At 61.4% G+C, this 15371-nt stretch carries 15 protein-coding genes; 6 read left to right on the top strand and 9 right to left on the bottom strand.

Annotated features, from left to right (window positions below):
• Nucleotides 1–48: 48 nt before the first annotated feature.
• Both EPN93_04200 and EPN93_04195 read left to right on the top strand, forming a co-directional pair.
• Nucleotides 49–1260 (top strand): aspartate aminotransferase family protein, encoded by a 1212-nt coding sequence (locus EPN93_04200; protein TAL38748.1) that lies wholly within the window; start codon nucleotides 49–51, stop codon nucleotides 1258–1260.
• A gap of 112 nt (nucleotides 1261–1372) precedes the next feature.
• Nucleotides 1373–2158, top strand: a complete 786-nt coding sequence (locus EPN93_04195; GenBank protein ID TAL38679.1) for a glucose 1-dehydrogenase — start codon at nucleotides 1373–1375, stop codon at nucleotides 2156–2158.
• Nucleotides 2159–2243: 85 nt separating this feature from the next.
• Here the strand turns inward: EPN93_04195 and EPN93_04190 are convergent, their stop codons facing one another.
• Both EPN93_04190 and EPN93_04185 read right to left on the bottom strand, forming a co-directional pair.
• Entirely contained in the window at nucleotides 2244–3620 is a 1377-nt protein-coding gene (locus EPN93_04190; protein TAL38678.1) for a radical SAM protein, read from the bottom strand.
• Between the two features lie 36 nt (nucleotides 3621–3656).
• Nucleotides 3657–4442: a class I SAM-dependent methyltransferase gene (locus EPN93_04185; protein TAL38677.1), complete on the bottom strand. Its 786-nt coding sequence runs from the start codon at nucleotides 4440–4442 to the stop codon at nucleotides 3657–3659.
• Between the two features lie 145 nt (nucleotides 4443–4587).
• On the opposite strand from EPN93_04185, the gene EPN93_04180 reads away from it, so the two are divergent.
• Nucleotides 4588–5400 carry a glycosyltransferase gene (locus tag EPN93_04180; protein ID TAL38676.1) on the top strand — a complete coding sequence of 271 codons (813 nt, stop codon included), beginning with the start codon at nucleotides 4588–4590 and terminating at the stop codon, nucleotides 5398–5400.
• A gap of 39 nt (nucleotides 5401–5439) precedes the next feature.
• On the opposite strand, the gene EPN93_04175 is transcribed toward EPN93_04180, so the two are convergent.
• Entirely contained in the window at nucleotides 5440–6759 is a 1320-nt protein-coding gene (locus EPN93_04175) for a GAF domain-containing protein (protein TAL38675.1), read from the bottom strand.
• Between the two features lie 384 nt (nucleotides 6760–7143).
• Between EPN93_04175 and EPN93_04170 the strand changes: the two genes are divergently transcribed.
• Nucleotides 7144–8238: an FAD-binding protein gene (locus EPN93_04170; protein ID TAL38674.1), complete on the top strand. Its 1095-nt coding sequence runs from the start codon at nucleotides 7144–7146 to the stop codon at nucleotides 8236–8238.
• A 12-nt stretch (nucleotides 8239–8250) separates the two neighbouring features.
• On the opposite strand, the gene EPN93_04165 is transcribed toward EPN93_04170, so the two are convergent.
• From EPN93_04165 to EPN93_04145, 5 genes are all read right to left on the bottom strand, one after another.
• The gene (locus EPN93_04165; GenBank protein TAL38747.1) at nucleotides 8251–8790 is read right to left on the bottom strand and encodes a TrmH family RNA methyltransferase; all 540 of its coding nucleotides are present in this window, start codon (nucleotides 8788–8790) and stop codon (nucleotides 8251–8253) included.
• Between the two features lie 132 nt (nucleotides 8791–8922).
• A complete protein-coding gene (locus EPN93_04160) occupies nucleotides 8923–9552 on the bottom strand; it encodes a hypothetical protein (GenBank protein ID TAL38673.1) in 630 nt (209 codons plus the stop codon).
• Nucleotides 9553–9801: 249 nt separating this feature from the next.
• Nucleotides 9802–10824 (bottom strand): methylcobamide--CoM methyltransferase, encoded by a 1023-nt coding sequence (locus tag EPN93_04155; GenBank protein TAL38672.1) that lies wholly within the window; start codon nucleotides 10822–10824, stop codon nucleotides 9802–9804.
• 51 nt (nucleotides 10825–10875) lie between these two features.
• A complete protein-coding gene (locus EPN93_04150; protein ID TAL38671.1) occupies nucleotides 10876–11502 on the bottom strand; it encodes a cobalamin-binding protein in 627 nt (208 codons plus the stop codon).
• 77 nt (nucleotides 11503–11579) lie between these two features.
• On the bottom strand, nucleotides 11580–12668 hold the full coding sequence (locus tag EPN93_04145) for a GntR family transcriptional regulator (GenBank protein ID TAL38670.1): 1089 nt from the start codon (nucleotides 12666–12668) through the stop codon (nucleotides 11580–11582).
• A 299-nt stretch (nucleotides 12669–12967) separates the two neighbouring features.
• Between EPN93_04145 and EPN93_04140 the strand changes: the two genes are divergently transcribed.
• Together EPN93_04140 and EPN93_04135 are read left to right on the top strand one after the other, a co-directional pair.
• Entirely contained in the window at nucleotides 12968–13423 is a 456-nt protein-coding gene (locus EPN93_04140) for a universal stress protein (GenBank protein TAL38669.1), read from the top strand.
• A gap of 159 nt (nucleotides 13424–13582) precedes the next feature.
• Nucleotides 13583–14899: an MFS transporter gene (locus EPN93_04135; protein ID TAL38668.1), complete on the top strand. Its 1317-nt coding sequence runs from the start codon at nucleotides 13583–13585 to the stop codon at nucleotides 14897–14899.
• A gap of 15 nt (nucleotides 14900–14914) precedes the next feature.
• On the opposite strand, the gene EPN93_04130 is transcribed toward EPN93_04135, so the two are convergent.
• Nucleotides 14915–15304, bottom strand: coding sequence for a response regulator (locus EPN93_04130; GenBank protein ID TAL38667.1), 390 nt, complete (start codon nucleotides 15302–15304; stop codon nucleotides 14915–14917).
• Nucleotides 15305–15371 lie beyond the last annotated feature (67 nt).

The raw sequence follows: 15371 nt of genomic DNA, 5'->3' as shown, positions 1-15371 counted from the left end.
CACCGATCGGGGCTTACGACGACACCACACGATGCGATACGAATGACCATGAGCGCAATGCGGGACACGATGGCGACCGAGGACCGGTACGCCGCACCGTTCTTCCAGAAGATACCCGTCTCCTTCGAACGGGGCGAGGGCGTCTACGTGTGGGACGAGGACGGGAAGCGCTACCTCGACCTCACTGCGGGGTGGGGCGTCACGAGCCTGGGTCACGCGCACCCGGTGATCACGAAGGCGCTCTGCGACCAGGCCGCGAAGATCATCCAGAACCCGAACTCCGGCGCCTCATACTCGCCGATACGCGCAAAGCTCCTGGCCCTCATGAAGGAAATACTCCCCGCGAACCTGGACCGCGTCTTCTTCCAGAACAGCGGCGCCGAGGCGAACGACGCGGCCATCAAGCTCGCGCGCAAGGCGTCCGGGCGCCCCACGATCATATCGACCGACATGAGCTTTCACGGGCGGACGATAAGCACCGCCTCGGCGACGGGACAGGAATCCCATCGCGGGCGCTACAATCCCCTCATGCCGGGCTACGTCTTCGTGCCCTACGGGGACCTGGACGCGGCCGCCCGCGCGATCGACGAAAATACCGCTGCCGTGATCGTTGAGCCGGTACAGGGAGAGGGCGGGATCGTCCTTCCTCCGCAAGGGTACCTGCAAGGGCTCTCGGCGCTGTGCGCCGCGCGGGGGGTGTACCTGATCATCGACGAGATTCAGACCGGCTTCTGCCGTATCGGGCCAATGTTCGCGAGCGGCGTCCCCGGGGTGTGCGCGGACTTCCTCACCATGGCCAAGGGGATCGCCGGCGGGTACCCCTTCGCCGCGTTCGCGATGACCCAGCAGGTCGCGGACAGGCTCTCCATAGGCGATCACGGCGGGACCTACTGCGGGAACCCCCTGGGATGCGCCGTGGCATATGCCGTTATACGCCACATGCTTGACACCGGCATCTCCGCGCATGTCGCGGAAACGGGCGAATGGGCGCTGCGGGAGCTTCACGCGTGGGAAAAGGAATCCCCCGGGATCATCGCCGGCGTGCGCGGGCTGGGGCTCCTCATCGCGATCGATCTCGCGGACGAGCGGCGGGCGGTACCGGTGCGCGATGCGTGCCTCCGCCGCGGGCTCGTCATCAACATCACGCAGAAAAGAATCATACGCCTGTTTCCCGCGCTCACCGTCACAAAGGCGGAGCTGACGGAAGGGCTCGTCATCCTGAAGGAAGCGATATCGGACCCCGAAAACGCGGGGAAATGAGGGGCGGTGGGCGCCGATTCGCGGGCGGGCGGTTCACCATGGAAGTTCTTTGACAAAACCCGCGGGGACTTTTCCCCGGGAATTGCAGTTAATGCATATAAAGGAGGGTTTCATGAACGTAAAGGATCTTTTCAACCTGAGCGGCAAGGTCGCGGTCGTTACGGGCGGTGGCAGGGGAATCGGCAAGTTCATCGCGACGGGCCTGGCCGAGGCCGGGGCGAACGTGGTGGTCGCGTCACGCAAGCTCGATAAGCTGGAGCAGACGGCGGCCGAGCTTTCGAAGCTCGGGATCAAGGCGAAGGCATGTAAGGTCGACATGGGCTCCAAGGACGACATCCTGGGCCTGGTGGATTTCGCGATGAAGGAATTCAGCACGATCGACATCCTCGTAAACAACGCGGGCGTCACCTGGGGCGCGCCCACGCTCGAGTTCCCGCTCGAGCAATGGGACAAGATTTTCAACGTGAACGTGCGCGGCGTATGGATCCTCTCGCAGGCGGTCGCGCGGATCATGAAGGAAAAGGGCGGCGGAAAGATGATCAACATATCGTCCGTCATGGGCTTCCGCGGCTCCATCGAGGAAGGACACCCGGCGGTCCCCTACAATTCTTCCAAGGCCGCAATCAACCTTCTCACCATGAACTTGGCGATCAAGCTCGCGCGCTACAAGATTTTCGTGAACGCGATCGCCCCCGGATTCTTCCACACCGACATGATGGGCTACCTGGACAAGCCGGAGATGAAGCCCATACTCGACGCGGTGCTTATGCAGATCCCGCTTCCCCGGATGGGCGAGGCGGAGGACGTCAAGGGACTCGCGGTATTCCTCGCGTCGAAGGCATCGGACTACATGACGGGCGCGATACTGCCGGTGGACGGCGGGATGCTGGCGAAATAAGCAAAGAATATTGATTCAATTTACAAACAACGAAGGCGCGGATTCGAATCCGCGCCTTCGTTGTTTGTGCAATGGCATGATGAGCCTATTTCGTCCCCTTCCAGATCACGCCGCCGCTTCCGCGGATGCGGTCCAGCAGAAGCAGCTTCGTGATCCCGCGGTTGATCGCGCACCGCTCCGTTGAGCGGAATACCTCGCCCCCTCCTTCCGCCAGGCTCTTGATCGCGCAGTCCCCAGCGCAGTGCCACTTGCAGAAGCAGCGCGCGCAGTGGAGAAATGAGTCCACGGTCGTGGTGAAGCACGCGTCGAGCTTTCCGCCGTCGAGCGCGAGCCCCCCGGGGCCCAGGCTCCCCACCAGGAAGCGCCCGGCGAGCGGGTGCTCGCGCCCATAGCTCTCGAAACAGGCGGTTACGTCGCCGTCCGCGGTCACCACGAGGGCACGCCCGGCGGCCAGGCAGAAGCGCCTGGTGAGGACATCGGGCCTCGCCCCTGAATAAAAGAGCTCCACGCCCCGCGTGCGGGCGGCTTCGTACGCCTGCATGAATTTGCCGATGAAGCGCCCGGGGTCAGCCGCCATGGAGTCCTTCCCGGCGGCGCGTCCCTGCATGAAGACAGGCTCCGCCTGGATTTTCCCGGGACTATAGCGCGCGCAGATTTCCGCGACGCTTTCGGGGAGCCGGTCCAGCGATTCGCTCGTCACGGTCATGCGTATCCCGTAGGGGAAACCCGCCCCGTCCAGCCCGCGCAGGGTACGGTCGACGCGCGCGAAGGAACCGGACCCGTCCGCGCACGGCCGCGCAAAGTCCTGGATTTCGGGCGGGCCGTCCAGTGAAATGCTCGCCTCGGTGAAGGCGCTCAAAATATACTCCCGGGTCTCATCGCTCCAGCATCCGTTGAAGGCGCCCGCGATGGAGATCTCGACACCGCTGTCACGCGAGATGGATTTAAAGTACCCCACCGATTCCCGGAGAACCGGGAGGTTCATGGTCGGTTCGCCGCCGCCGTGAAAGGCGAGCGTGAATGTCGGGGCGCCGTGCCTGCGCGCATCGGCCCAGGCGATATCGATCGCCGCGCGCGCGGTGGCCGCGTCCATGGTCTTCACGGGATGGTCCCCGGCGTGCGCGTAGCAGTACCGGCAGCGCAGGTTGCAGGCATTGGTGAGGAAGAGGACGACAGTGTCGTAGCGCGGGCCGCCGGGGCCGCAGTCGTCCGCGGGCTCGGGGGCGGGGGTGAAGAAATCCATGCCGTCGAGCATGGATATGAAGCTGTCTTCCAGTTCCCCGGGTGGAAGGCCGGCGTCGACGCGGGCGCAGGCATCGAGAACCAGGTTTACAAGCGCCGTGTTCCCGATGAAGGCGATGTTCCTGAGCGGCGCATAAATAAGACTGCGCTCCCGGTCTACCGGCTCGGTAAACACCTGGCCGGTGAGCAGGGGGACTTGCGTGGAAGGTACGGGATTCATGGAGTGATCACCCGGGACACGCGCCGTCGATCATTTTCAGCGCTTCTCCTGCTCCGGCTTGTTCCGCATGAAGCAACCCAGGAAATATTTTTCCCTGAAGGCGCCGTCCTTGAATCCGTACAGCTCAGCGAGGACCGCGGCCTGTTCCCCCATGATTTCGCGCGCCCGGCCCACGTTCGCCCCGGGAAAGATGCCCGCCAGGTACGCGGAAAACTCGTCGAAGCTCATGGGATACTCCGCGACCGAGCCCTTGAGAAAGCGGAACTCGTTCAGGTCCATCATGGTTTTAAGGTCGTCCTCGAGGTAGTAGTCGTTATGCAAGGGGAACAGGGAATGGATGACGTCGTCATAGGCGCCGTCCACGTCGGCGTTGTCGAGGACGACGGTCCCCAGGAAGAAAATTCCGTCGAACTGCAGCGCGCGGCGGAACTCGTCCACACACTTGCTGGAATCGAAGATGCTCATGCAGTCAACGCACACGAGGAGGTCCGCCTTGTAGTAATCCACCGGGAAGTCGTGGAAGTCGCCCGCTATGAAATTGATCCGCTCGAGCGCGGGATCGCCCCGGTGCGTATCGAGGAAGCGCGCAATGAGCGCCGGGGAGGGTTCGACGACCGCGAGGTAGCCGGTGCCGTGCCGCGCGATCTCGAGGAGAAGGTCGCCGCCGCCCAGCCCCGCCTTCACGATCACGCCCGGGTTGTAATCGTTGAGCACGTCGAGGAGCCTGTCGCGCACCTGGGCGAAGCGGTACCCCGGCTCGATGACGACGCCATGCGCGCCTTCATGCTCAAGAAATTTCCTTACATCGTCAAGCCTGGACATACTGGGCTCCCCCTGTCGGAATGGTCGATGAACTACACGGGCTATTTTGTTATTGACATAATCCAAATTCAATTAAAAAATCACCACTCTGAAAGTATTATAGCGAAAACGCCGGCGCGGCGCAGGACAGCGGGAGGGCTCACCGATGGAAGACTCGATCTATTACGATTCCTGGAAGGAGGAGAGGGACGTTCTCCTGGAATACAACCAGGTCACGCTGGGCGACGTGAATATCGTGAACATCCTGGGCGTGGGCATCGACAACGTGAACCGCGCGCAGGCGGTCGTCAAGGTCATGAAGATGATCGAGGGCGGCGGCGTGCACCACGTGATCTCCCTTAACCCCTACAAACTCCACCGCATCAAGTCCAACCAGGACCTGCGCCTCATCTCGAGCAAGGCCGCGATGCACTTCGCGAGCGGCGCGGGGCTGCAGTGGTCAGCGAAGATGCTGCGCGCTGGGCTCAAGGAGCGCATTCCCCTCATGAGCTTCCTCATGGACCTGGTACGCATCGCCGAGATCAAGGAATACTCGATCTTCATCGTGGGCGGCCGGCCGGAGATCGCCGAGAAAACGTTCTTCAACATACGCAAGTCGTTCCCCAATATACGCATCGTGGGACGCCACGGCGGCTACTTCAATCCCGAGCGCGAGCTCTCGGTAGTTGAGGCGATCCGCAAGTCGCAGGCGGACATCATCCTGGTGGGCATGGGGTTCCCGCTCGAGGACAAGTGGATATACAAGTACAAGAATGAGTTCAGGAAGGCGGTGCTTATCAGCGTGGGGGGAAGCATCGACTACATTTCCGGCGAGGTGAAACTCGCGCCCCCGTTCTTCATGGGCAGGGGACTGGACTGGTTCTACCGCATCGTTGCCCGCCCATGGCGCATCGGAAGGCTGTTCAGGAGTATTTTCTTTTTCATCCAGGTGATATTCTCGAGGCTCTTTTCGCGGTAAACCCGCGCTTTAATGATACCCGCGCATATCGCGCGGAATTCATTTCACCTTCATCACGATCATCGAGACGTCCTCGCGGCGCTCCAGGCCCTCGGTAAAATCGTTCATGAGCCGCAGCAGCGAATGGATCACGTCCTCGGGATTCTCGTGCGGCGCCTCGAGCTGCTTCATGATGCGCTTGAGCCCGATAAGCTGCCCTCCCCTGTTTTTCAGGTTCACGATCCCGTCCGTGATGACCACGAAATAGTCCCCCGGGCGCAGCCTTACCGTCACGTTGGACGGCTCCTTTTCCTCGAGGTCCCCGCCGAAGCGCAGGTAGCGCGAGCACCCGTCCCTGACGAGTATGGTGTAGGCGACGCCCGCGAGCGCGAAGCGGAGCAGGTTCTCGTCGAACTTCACGTGGGCGTAGAACAGCGCGCGGTTGCGGCTGATCGCGAACACGTCGCGCAGGGAGTCGTACGCCCGGCTTATCAGGAGCGCGGGATTGTCGTGCTTCACGCGTGTGAGCGCCTTGAGCGCCCCGCTGGCGACCGACGCATAGATGGCCCCCGGGATTCCCTTGGCCTGGAAATCCCCCAGCGAGATCCCCACCGAATCGCTGAAATTGTATATCTCGTAGAACTCGCCGCCCATCTCGCGCGCCGCGAGCGACTTCGCCGCGATGCGCAGGGTCCCATAGTTGGTAGTGATGTCCGGCAGGAGGGAATGCTGGATGGTCTGCGCGGACATGAGCTCGCTCTTGATCCGCTCCTCCTCGAGGGCGTTTTTAAAGTAGATCGCGTTCTGTACGGCCAGGGCGCACTGGGTCGCGAAGGCGTTGATAAGGACCACGTCGTCGTCCGTGAAGACGGGACGGTTGATCGGGTTGATGGCCTGGATGACCCCCACGAGCTTTCCCTTGAACAGGAGCGGCGCGCAGAGGATGGACTTCGTGAGAAAGCCCGTCATCTTGTCGAAGTTGGGGTCAAAGCGGTCGTCCTTGTAGACGTCGTTGATATAAACGCTCGCGCGGTGTTCGGCGACCCAGCCGGCGATCCCCTGGCCCACCTTCACGCGGTATTTTTCCTGGAGCTCCTTGCCCGCCTCGCCCAGCGCCACCTTGAAGACCAGGTCGTGGCTGCTCTCCTCGTAGAGGAGCAGCGTGCTCGCCTCCGCTTCCATGATGTCCTTGATGATCTCCATGATGATCGTGAGGAGCTTTCCCATGTCCAGGGTCGAGTTGATTATCTGGTTGATTTCGACCAGCCGGCTCAGGTTGTGGAGCTGGCGCTCCAGGTACTCGAGAGTGTATTTGTCCATCCGGGGACTGCCGTCTTCCTGCATGGTACCACCGCCTCGCTGGTATACTGTTTCCTGCATACTCCCAGGATCATTAACGACGTGTAAGAATAGGGGAGAGGGGGATTGACGAGATATTCCTCCCTGGTCCCCGTAAGCTCGTATTCACGCATATCGGAGACGTAAGTTTCTGCGATTGTTCCCTGTAATTATATCGGCATTGCCGGGTAAAATAGTTATTTCGGGGGGCCGATAGTACCCTGCGGGGGCGATGCGGTATCGGACCCCCGAGGCCGCTGCCGTCCGATGCCCTTCTCGCGGGACCCCGTATATAGTTATATATGGCCGGTATTCCTCACCCCGGGGCCGATGCGCCGATTCGCCCCTTCCGCCGAAAAAATGCTCGCCTTTTTGACGATTCGCACGCACTAAGGGGCCACATCACCGCACGGGGAGGCGCGCCGCATGAAGAACGATCGGTACGACATCATCATCGCGGGCGCGGGACCGGCAGGCTCCACGCTCGCGCGCCTGCTGGGATCGCGTTACCGGATACTCGTGATCGAGAAGCGGCCGCTCCTGCGGCCGCCGCGCGGCGTGTACCAGGGGATCAAGTGCTGCGGGGGGCTGCTCGCGCCGGACGCGCAGGAGACGCTCGCGCGCCTGGGACTCGGGGTGCCGCTCGCGGCGTGCGTGGGGCCGCAAATCTTCACCGTGCGCACGATCGATTTCGACAACGGGCTCGAGCGCTACTACCAGCGGCACTACCTGAACATGGACCGCGAGGCGTTCGACCGCTGGCTGCTCTCGCTCGTACCGGGAAGCGTCGACGTGCGCTGCGGGTGCCGGCTCACCGGGTTCGCGCAGGACGCCTCCGGCGTGAGCGTGCGCTTCCTGCAGGGAACGCGCGAATACACGGCGCGCGGGCGCATACTCGCAGGCGCGGACGGGGCCTCCTCGCGCGTGCGCGCCGCGCTCTTCCCCGGGGAGGAATTCCGGACCACCTACCTCGCCATCCAGGAATGGGTGCGGGCCGATGCGCCCCTCCCCTATTTTTCCGCGATCTTCGACCGCGCGGTCACCGATTTCTATTCGTGGACCATTCCCAAGGACGGGCACCTCATCGTGGGCGCCGCCCTCGCACCGCGCGACGAGCCGTGGAAAAAGTTCGCGCTGTTGAAAGAGAAGCTCACGAAATACGGGTACCGGTTCCCGCGCGCGGGCAGGACGAAGGGCACGCTCCTCCTGCGCCCGGCGCGCGCGGGCCAGGTGCGGTGCGGCGCCGGCAGGACCGTGCTCGTGGGGGAAGCGGCCGGGTTTATCAGCCCCACCTCCGCCGAGGGAATCAGCTACGCCCTCAGAAGCGCCATGGCATTCGCGGACGCGGCGGCGGGCGGCGACCTGGACACGCTCCTCCCGCGTTACCGGAGGGAGAGCGCCCCGCTCGTTCGTTCGATAATCGCGAAGACCTTCAAGGCGCCGTTCATGTATAACGCGTTTCTCCGCGCGCTCGTGATGCGGGCGGGGGTGCGGGGCATGAAGATGTACGGGGAAAGGTAACGCCGCCCGGGCTCAGGGATTCGCCTTGCGGTATTCGTTCACCAGGTGGTACGCGATTATCCCGTAGGCGACCGACGCGTTCAGAGACTGCTTGATGCCGTACATGGGGATCTCCACGGCGGAATCGCACAGGGCGAGCGCCTCGTCGGATACCCCCTCCACCTCGTTTCCCACGACGATACAGAGCGGGAAGCGGTACCGTGCCTCCGTGTAGGGGACGCTTTTATCTGTATGCTCGAGCGCGAGGATATGGTAACCCTGCCCTTTAAGCGCGCGCAGCAGGGCGCAGGTATCGGGGCGGTGCTCCCAGGGGACGCTCTGCACGCTGCCGAGCGAGGTCTTCTCGATCTCGCGGCGCGGCGGCGCGCCGGTGTACCCGCACAGGTAGAGCTTCTCGATGAGCGCGCCGTCGGAGGTGCGGAAGGCGGCGCCCACGTTGTAGAGGCTGCGGATATTCTCCATCACCGCGCACACGGGAAAGCGGGCCGCGCGCACGGCCTCCTCGACCGACAGCCGCGCGGCGGTGATCTGGGCGAAGCTCAGCTTTTTTATTTCATCGGGCATCGGTGCACTCAGGGGACAGGAGATCGCCGGGCTTTTTCGATTGCAAGACTTTTATCGAGGGGGCGGGTTTCGAAAATGGTCGCCGCATCGCGGAACTGCCCCCGACGCGGCGATTCGATGCTATTTAATATCGCTCCCGTCCGTGAGAAGGAGCTTCTTCACCTTCACCACGTCCTCGGGCTTGAGGTCGAAGGTGATGGGGTTTGTTCCCGAATAGATGCGGTACGTAATGGTATTCGCGGCGAGTAGGGATTTTTTCATTTCGGGCGTGATCGCTATTTTCCCGCGCATTTCCTTCCATGACTGTGACGAGGTCGTGGTTTTCGAATTCCCCGGCTTGGAATAATCGACAAAGCCGTCGGCGCGGGCCTGGTGCGTAGTCTCGGTCGTCGAGCTTATTTCGGTTTTGACCTCCACCACCCTGTCCACCAGCTTGATTTCAAATTTTTCATCATTTGCTTTTACGATGGCGTTATCCGTGATATCGTCGCATTCTACGCAGGTTCGAGTAACAAGTGTTACCCTGATAACTTCCGAATTCGTCGGCTTGATTTCCCGCGCGTATTTGGTCAGACAGTCGTAGCGCGGTGAGAGCAAACCGGGCATTTTTTCCTTCGACGTGTGCTCGAGGTCGAGGGTGATGACCTTGCTTCCCGTCATATCGTCCACCCGCATCTGGATCTTTCCCACGGTGGAGCACCCGACACACAGCGCGCACACCGCGGCAGTGATTACTGCGATTCTGAACATGACATACCCCTTGTTTTAGTTTGAACGATTAATTGAAACCGGACGAAACGACCGGCGGGACATCGCACTCATAATCGCCCCAATCCCCGGCGGCATCCCGCTCGTCAGGATTTTTAACCCGAACAATTATAAGTCAACTATTATTCAAGGTATGTGGTGAATATAACGACCGCGTGAACAGGACCGGCGCGAGCGCGATCCACGCGAGAAGCAGCAGCCAGAGCTCGCCGCGCCAGGCTCGGAAAAGCCTCAGGACACGGGCGACACCGCCTTCCCGTTATACGCCTTGAGCACCCTGAACATCGCATCGATGTTCTCGATGGGCGCCGCCACGGGGATATCGCATCCCGACGAAAGTAGGAAATTTTTGAATCCCGCGGTCCTGTGCAGAAGCTCCAGCGTTTTCACGCGGACCTCGTCGACGCTCCCGGCCTTGAGCACGCGCGCCGGGTCCAGGTTCCCGCAGGCGAGCACGGCCGGCGGCACCTTCGCGCAGACCTCGCCCATATCGGCGACGTTCCCGAAGTGCAGCCCCATGGCGCCGGTCGACGCCATGGCATCGACGTGGCGGGGCGTCGCCCCGCAGTTATGCAAAATCACCATGAAGTCATCGTCTTGCACCGCGCCGATTATCTCTTTCACATAACGCGAAGAGAATTCCCCGCATTGCGCGGGCGACATGAGCCCCGCGGCCGGTTCCGCGATCACGACGCCGTTCACCCCGGTCGCCTTGAATGCCCGCGCGTATTCTTCCAGGAACCCGGCGCACTTCCGGAGCACAGTATGCAGCATGGCCTGTTCCGCGTGCACGCCCAGGAGCGCCTCGGTCATTCCGCACAGCCTGCCGGCGAGCGAAAAGGGTCCTATGAGGCAGCCAAAGAGCGGCCGGTCCGCGCATTCCGCGGCCAGCCGTGCCGCCTCCAGGTACACGCCGGTCCTCCCCGCGCCAATGCGCGGGACCTCCAGCGCGCCGGCCGATACGGTATCCGTCACGATGCGCCCGGTGATGGTCGGGGTCTCGTCCCCCATCCAGCGCGCTTCGGCGCCAAAGGCCTCCGCTTCCACGGAGAGGTCCATGAACGTGATACACGCCGCGGACTCGTAGCGCTTTGCGAGCGCCCCCACGCAGGCCGCCTGTTTCCCCGCGTCGCGAAGCGCATCGGCGAACCGGACGCCCGCGAGCGAGGCCCCGGTCCCCGCCATGAACGGGAACGCCTTTCTCTCCGGGGACGCGGTGATGTCCTCGATCCACTGCCTCATACTCATCTTCATGTCCGGCTCCCCGGGCAGGCGCGTATCGGCCCCCGCCCTTTAATTTTTTCCTTACGCCAGTCCCAGGCACGCGCTCACGACGCTCACCGCGCCGCCCGCGTCCGCCGCGTACCCGTGCGCCCCGATCGAGTCCGCGTACTCCTTCGTCACCGGCGCGCCGCCGATAATCACCTTGACGTTCGGGAACTCCGCGAGCTTCTCCACGACGGTCTTCATGTAGCTCATCGTCGTGGTCAGGAGCGAGCTCAGGAGCACGGCCTGGGCACCCTCCCTCACCGCCTTGTAGTACGATTCCGCGTCGCAGTCCACGCCCAGGTCCGTCACGTCGTAGCCCGCGCCCTTCAGCATGATGGCCACTAGGTTCTTGCCTATGTCGTGCAGGTCCCCCTTCACGGTGCCTATGCACACGCGGCCCAGCGGCTGGTGGCCGCTCGCGTTCAGGATGGGTTCGATAAGCGCGAGCCCTGCCTGCATCGCACGCGCCGCCATGAGCATCTCCGGGACGAAGGCCTCGTTCCTGGAAAAGCGGTCCCCGATCTCCTTCATCGCGGGGATCATGGATCCCTCGAGCACTTCCTCGATGTTCTGTTTCGCGTCCACTGCCTCCCGGACGGCCGCCACCGCCGTATCCTTTTTGCCCTCGATGATGGCATTGAAAAGCTTTTCGTTCCTGGCCATTTCCCTGCTCCTTATGCTGGTGTCGTAAAATTCTTCTATAACATCCGGGGCGCCGATACGCCGTTCCCCGTTGTGCGCTAGGTCCCCCGTACGATCACTTCCGGCTGCGCGACGTACCGCCTGTTCTCGATTGCGCCCCCCGACATCACGGGGCCCAGGAGCTCGACGATATTGGACGCCATCTCCTCGTTGCACGAATCCACCGAGGTGATCGCAGGCGTGAAGTAGCGCGCAACGTCCGTATTTCCGTAACTCACGACCCGAATGTCCCCCGGGACGCGTATTCCCTGTTCGCCGATACGCCCGATCACCTGCGCCGCGCTGATATCGTCGCAGCAGAAGATGCCCTCGATCCCCTTCTCCGCGACCATGGCCGCCGAGAGATCGCTCACCCGCGAAAGCACGAGCGGCCGCGCCCCCGGGCGCTGTTTCTGGAGAAAATCCTCGTAGGTCTCCACGAGGTGCTCCTGGATCATGTTCATCCCGCTCCAGGTGTCGTTCTTGACGAGGGCGATCGTACGGTGCGTGGTTTCGAGCAGGCGGCGCATGCCGCGCACCAGTCCCAGGTCGTAGCTCTGGATCACGCAGGGATAATCGTAGTTCGTCATGGTATGGTCGAGGAACACGATGGGCGAACCGAAGCTGGGTCTTTTCAGGTAGAAGTCCTTCGTCTTCGACTCCTCCATCGTGGGTATGACGATGACCGCTTCGTAATTTTCCCGGAGCATAGAGCCCACCATGCGGATCTCGTTTTCCCAACTGTTGTAGTCGCAAAAATGCCGCAGCTCGCGATCCCGGGGGGCCAGCTTGTCGGCGATTCGGGCGAGAAGGTCCTCGTACTGGATCGAGTAGAAGGGGAGCACCACGCCCCAGACGCTCTTCTTGTCCCTGGGTTTGGCCACGAAGGAGCCTTTCCCCGCGTGCTGCTCGATGAGCCCCTCGTCCGCCAGGAGGTTGAGGACCTTTTTGGCGGTTTCCCGGGAAATCCGGTACTTCGTCTGTAACCCGGTGATCGATTCGATGCGGTCCCCCGGCATGAGGCGATGCTCAAGGATTGTTTGTTTGTATTCGGAAAGAATCTTCTTATATAAAGGATATACGGCGGGATCGTCCCCTTCGCGGGGGCCGATATTCAGGTTTCCGGTTACTCTCTGATTGTCTGCCATATCAATATTGATTCAAGTCACATCACATTACATCACATTGAACCAAGTAACTTATTTGTCAATATATTAATCTGAAATTTTTTCAGCATATCAGTACTAATTGATGCGAAACTACGGTCTCGCACTCGCGGGGAGCCCTGCGAAGCTACCCCTGCCGTGCGGGTTTCCATCAAAAACGCTGCCGTCCTGTCTCAATGGGCATACTCATCCCTGAAACACCGCTGGCGGAAGTTTGACGTTAGCCTCACTATAGATTATATTTAAGTAGTCTTTAAAATGTTGTAGTACGGAGGTTTCGTATGTTTAACCCGAAAAGGATCCTCGTCACTACCGATTTCAGCAGCGAATCCGATATGGCCATACAGGAGGCGCTCGATATCGGGGGGAAATACAAATCGCATATCTATCTATTACATGTCATCCCCGAGGTCGAGCAGTGCGCCGCAGACTATTGCCTGGACGCGTCCGATGTCATGGCCGAAAAGGACCAACTCATGGCCCAGGCGAAGAAAAAAATGAAGGAAGAGTTGGCTCGCGTGACGAAGAAGAAAACGATTCCGGTGTCGAGCGACATCAGGTTCGGGCACGCGTCGGACGTCATCATTGAAGTGGAAAGGGAGCGCGGCATAGACCTCGTGATTGCGGCCCCGCATACGCACAAGAAGCGCGCCTGGAGGCTTTTCCCGCACCTCACGGAGACGCTGGTCAACGAATCACCGGCCGAGACCCTGGTGGTGAGAAGCAGCATTCATTAAACGCAAGGCGCGCGAGAATGAAGGCGCGCAAACGTTTGCGCGCCTTCATTCTCGCGGTTCGCGCATCGGACCAAAAAATGTTATTGCATTAATTCCCGACTGAGCGTATGCTCACCGCCGACTGTTCCGATACACCCAAATCCTGCAAGGAGATCCTTCATGGCACCAACCGGAATGAGCCTGCGCGAAAAGATTACGCTCGGTCTGTTGTTCGTTATGACCACCCTGCTGTACGCCGACCAGTTGATCATGTCGGCCATCCTCCCCGAGCTCTCGAAGGAGTACGCCGTAAGCGAGACCACCCTTGGCCTTATCGGCTCGGGCTTCACCCTGGTGGGGGCATTAATCAGCATCGTGTTCGGCTTCTTTTCCGACAGGGCCCCGCGCAAGGCGCTCATGGTGCTCGTGATCATGGTGGGCGAGATCCCCTGCATCCTGACCGGCGTCCCGTATTTCACGTCGAGCATCGAGTCTTTCACGATACTGCGCATTCTTTCGGGAATCGGGCTTGGCGGCATCATGCCCATCACCCTTTCGGTCCTCGCCGACTTCTTCAGGGAGGAAAACAGGGCCTCGGCCTCCGCATGGATGATCACGGCATGGTCGGTGGGCTCGGTTCTGGGGGTGGAGGTTGCCGGATTCCTCACCAACGATTTCGGGTGGAGGCTGCCGTTCATTCTCATAGGCGTGCCCAACATCCCGCTGGCGATCATCTTCGCCCTCTACGCGCGGGAGCCCGAACGCGGCCGTACCGAGGAGGCGCTGGAAGCCCTGATCCAGAAGGGCCTGGTCTACAAGCAGAAGATAAAGCTGAGCGATTTCGGGCTTATATTCACCAACAAGACCAATATCTACACCTTCCTGCAGGGCCTGCCCGGAACGGTCCCGTGGGGAATCCTCACCTACTGGCTCATCAACTTTTTTGAAACACACCGGGGCGTATCGAAGGAGATGGCGAGTCTCATATTCCTGGTGCTGGGGATCGGATCGCTCCTGGGAGGGCTGGGCTTCGCCTACGTCGGGGAATGGCTCTACAAGAAACAGCCCCGCTACATGCCCCTCATGTGCGGGGCCGGGGTGCTCCTGGGGATCATACCGTCATTCCTGCTCATCAACATGTCGCTGGAAAATATGACCCTCTACCTTGCCCTTGGGTTTTTTACGGGCTTTCTTGTCTCGGTCGCCTCTGCCAATGTAAACGCGATCCTCATGAACGTGAACCGGCCGGAGCACCGCGGCTCGGTGTTCGCGGTGTTCAACATAACCAACAACCTGGGACAGGGCCTGGGGCCCGCGATCGGCGGCCTCCTGATTCCCCTGGGACAGATTTTCATGATGAATTTCGCGATTCTCTGGTGGGTGCCCTGCGGGCTGCTGCTGCTTGCGGTGGCGCGCTACATCACCGCCGACCGCGAATCGCTGCGCAAACTCCTGGGAGAGCGCGCCGCGCAGATGCAGGCCCAGGCCCGCGGCTGACGCGGGCCGCGGGAATCAATTCCCGCCCGGCTCCCGCAGCGATTCGATGACACGGGCGATCTGGCTCACCTGGGGGACGGAAAGGGGCTTGACGAAGAACCCCGCCGGGTTGATCAGCTCGGCGCGCTTGCGGAGGGCTTCGTCCTCGTAACCGGTAATGATGATCACGTGGACCGGTAAGAGCTCGAGTATCCGGCGGGCGCCCTCTATGCCGTCCGCGCCCCCCGGGAGGCTCACATCCATGATCACGACGTCGGGCTGTTCGGTCCGTGCGGCCTGGAGCGCTCCCTCCACGGTCGCGACCGGCTCGCACACGGTGAATCCCCGGTTCCTGAACTCCATTTCCAGGAACATGGCCGATATGGCCTCGTCCTCAACAATGAGTATTTTCGTCTTACTGTTCATCACGCACGCTCGATACGCCTGATGGGTCGCCGCGCATGCCCCGGATCGTTCAGCATTCTTTCCGGGG

Source organism: Spirochaetota bacterium, assembly GCA_004297825.1.
Lineage (GTDB): Bacteria > Spirochaetota > UBA4802 > UBA4802 > UBA5368 > FW300-bin19.
The sequence above is the reverse complement of the archived record's forward strand: the minus strand, read 5'-3'. Positions and strand labels throughout refer to the sequence as shown.

Bases quoted from the DNA above. Each gene is read 5' to 3' on its own strand.
- EPN93_04200 (TAL38748.1), top strand. From the start codon at position 49: ATGAGCGCAATGCGGGACACGATGGCGACCGAGGACCGGTACGCCGCA.
- EPN93_04195 (TAL38679.1), top strand. From the start codon at position 1,373: ATGAACGTAAAGGATCTTTTCAACCTGAGCGGCAAGGTCGCGGTCGTT.
- EPN93_04190 (TAL38678.1), bottom strand. From the start codon at position 3,620: ATGAATCCCGTACCTTCCACGCAAGTCCCCCTGCTCACCGGCCAGGTG.
- EPN93_04185 (TAL38677.1), bottom strand. From the start codon at position 4,442: ATGTCCAGGCTTGACGATGTAAGGAAATTTCTTGAGCATGAAGGCGCG.
- EPN93_04180 (TAL38676.1), top strand. From the start codon at position 4,588: ATGGAAGACTCGATCTATTACGATTCCTGGAAGGAGGAGAGGGACGTT.
- EPN93_04175 (TAL38675.1), bottom strand. From the start codon at position 6,759: ATGCAGGAAACAGTATACCAGCGAGGCGGTGGTACCATGCAGGAAGAC.
- EPN93_04170 (TAL38674.1), top strand. From the start codon at position 7,144: ATGAAGAACGATCGGTACGACATCATCATCGCGGGCGCGGGACCGGCA.
- EPN93_04160 (TAL38673.1), bottom strand. From the start codon at position 9,552: ATGTTCAGAATCGCAGTAATCACTGCCGCGGTGTGCGCGCTGTGTGTC.
- EPN93_04155 (TAL38672.1), bottom strand. From the start codon at position 10,824: ATGAAGATGAGTATGAGGCAGTGGATCGAGGACATCACCGCGTCCCCG.
- EPN93_04150 (TAL38671.1), bottom strand. From the start codon at position 11,502: ATGGCCAGGAACGAAAAGCTTTTCAATGCCATCATCGAGGGCAAAAAG.
- EPN93_04145 (TAL38670.1), bottom strand. From the start codon at position 12,668: ATGGCAGACAATCAGAGAGTAACCGGAAACCTGAATATCGGCCCCCGC.
- EPN93_04140 (TAL38669.1), top strand. From the start codon at position 12,968: ATGTTTAACCCGAAAAGGATCCTCGTCACTACCGATTTCAGCAGCGAA.
- EPN93_04135 (TAL38668.1), top strand. From the start codon at position 13,583: ATGGCACCAACCGGAATGAGCCTGCGCGAAAAGATTACGCTCGGTCTG.
- EPN93_04130 (TAL38667.1), bottom strand. From the start codon at position 15,304: ATGAACAGTAAGACGAAAATACTCATTGTTGAGGACGAGGCCATATCG.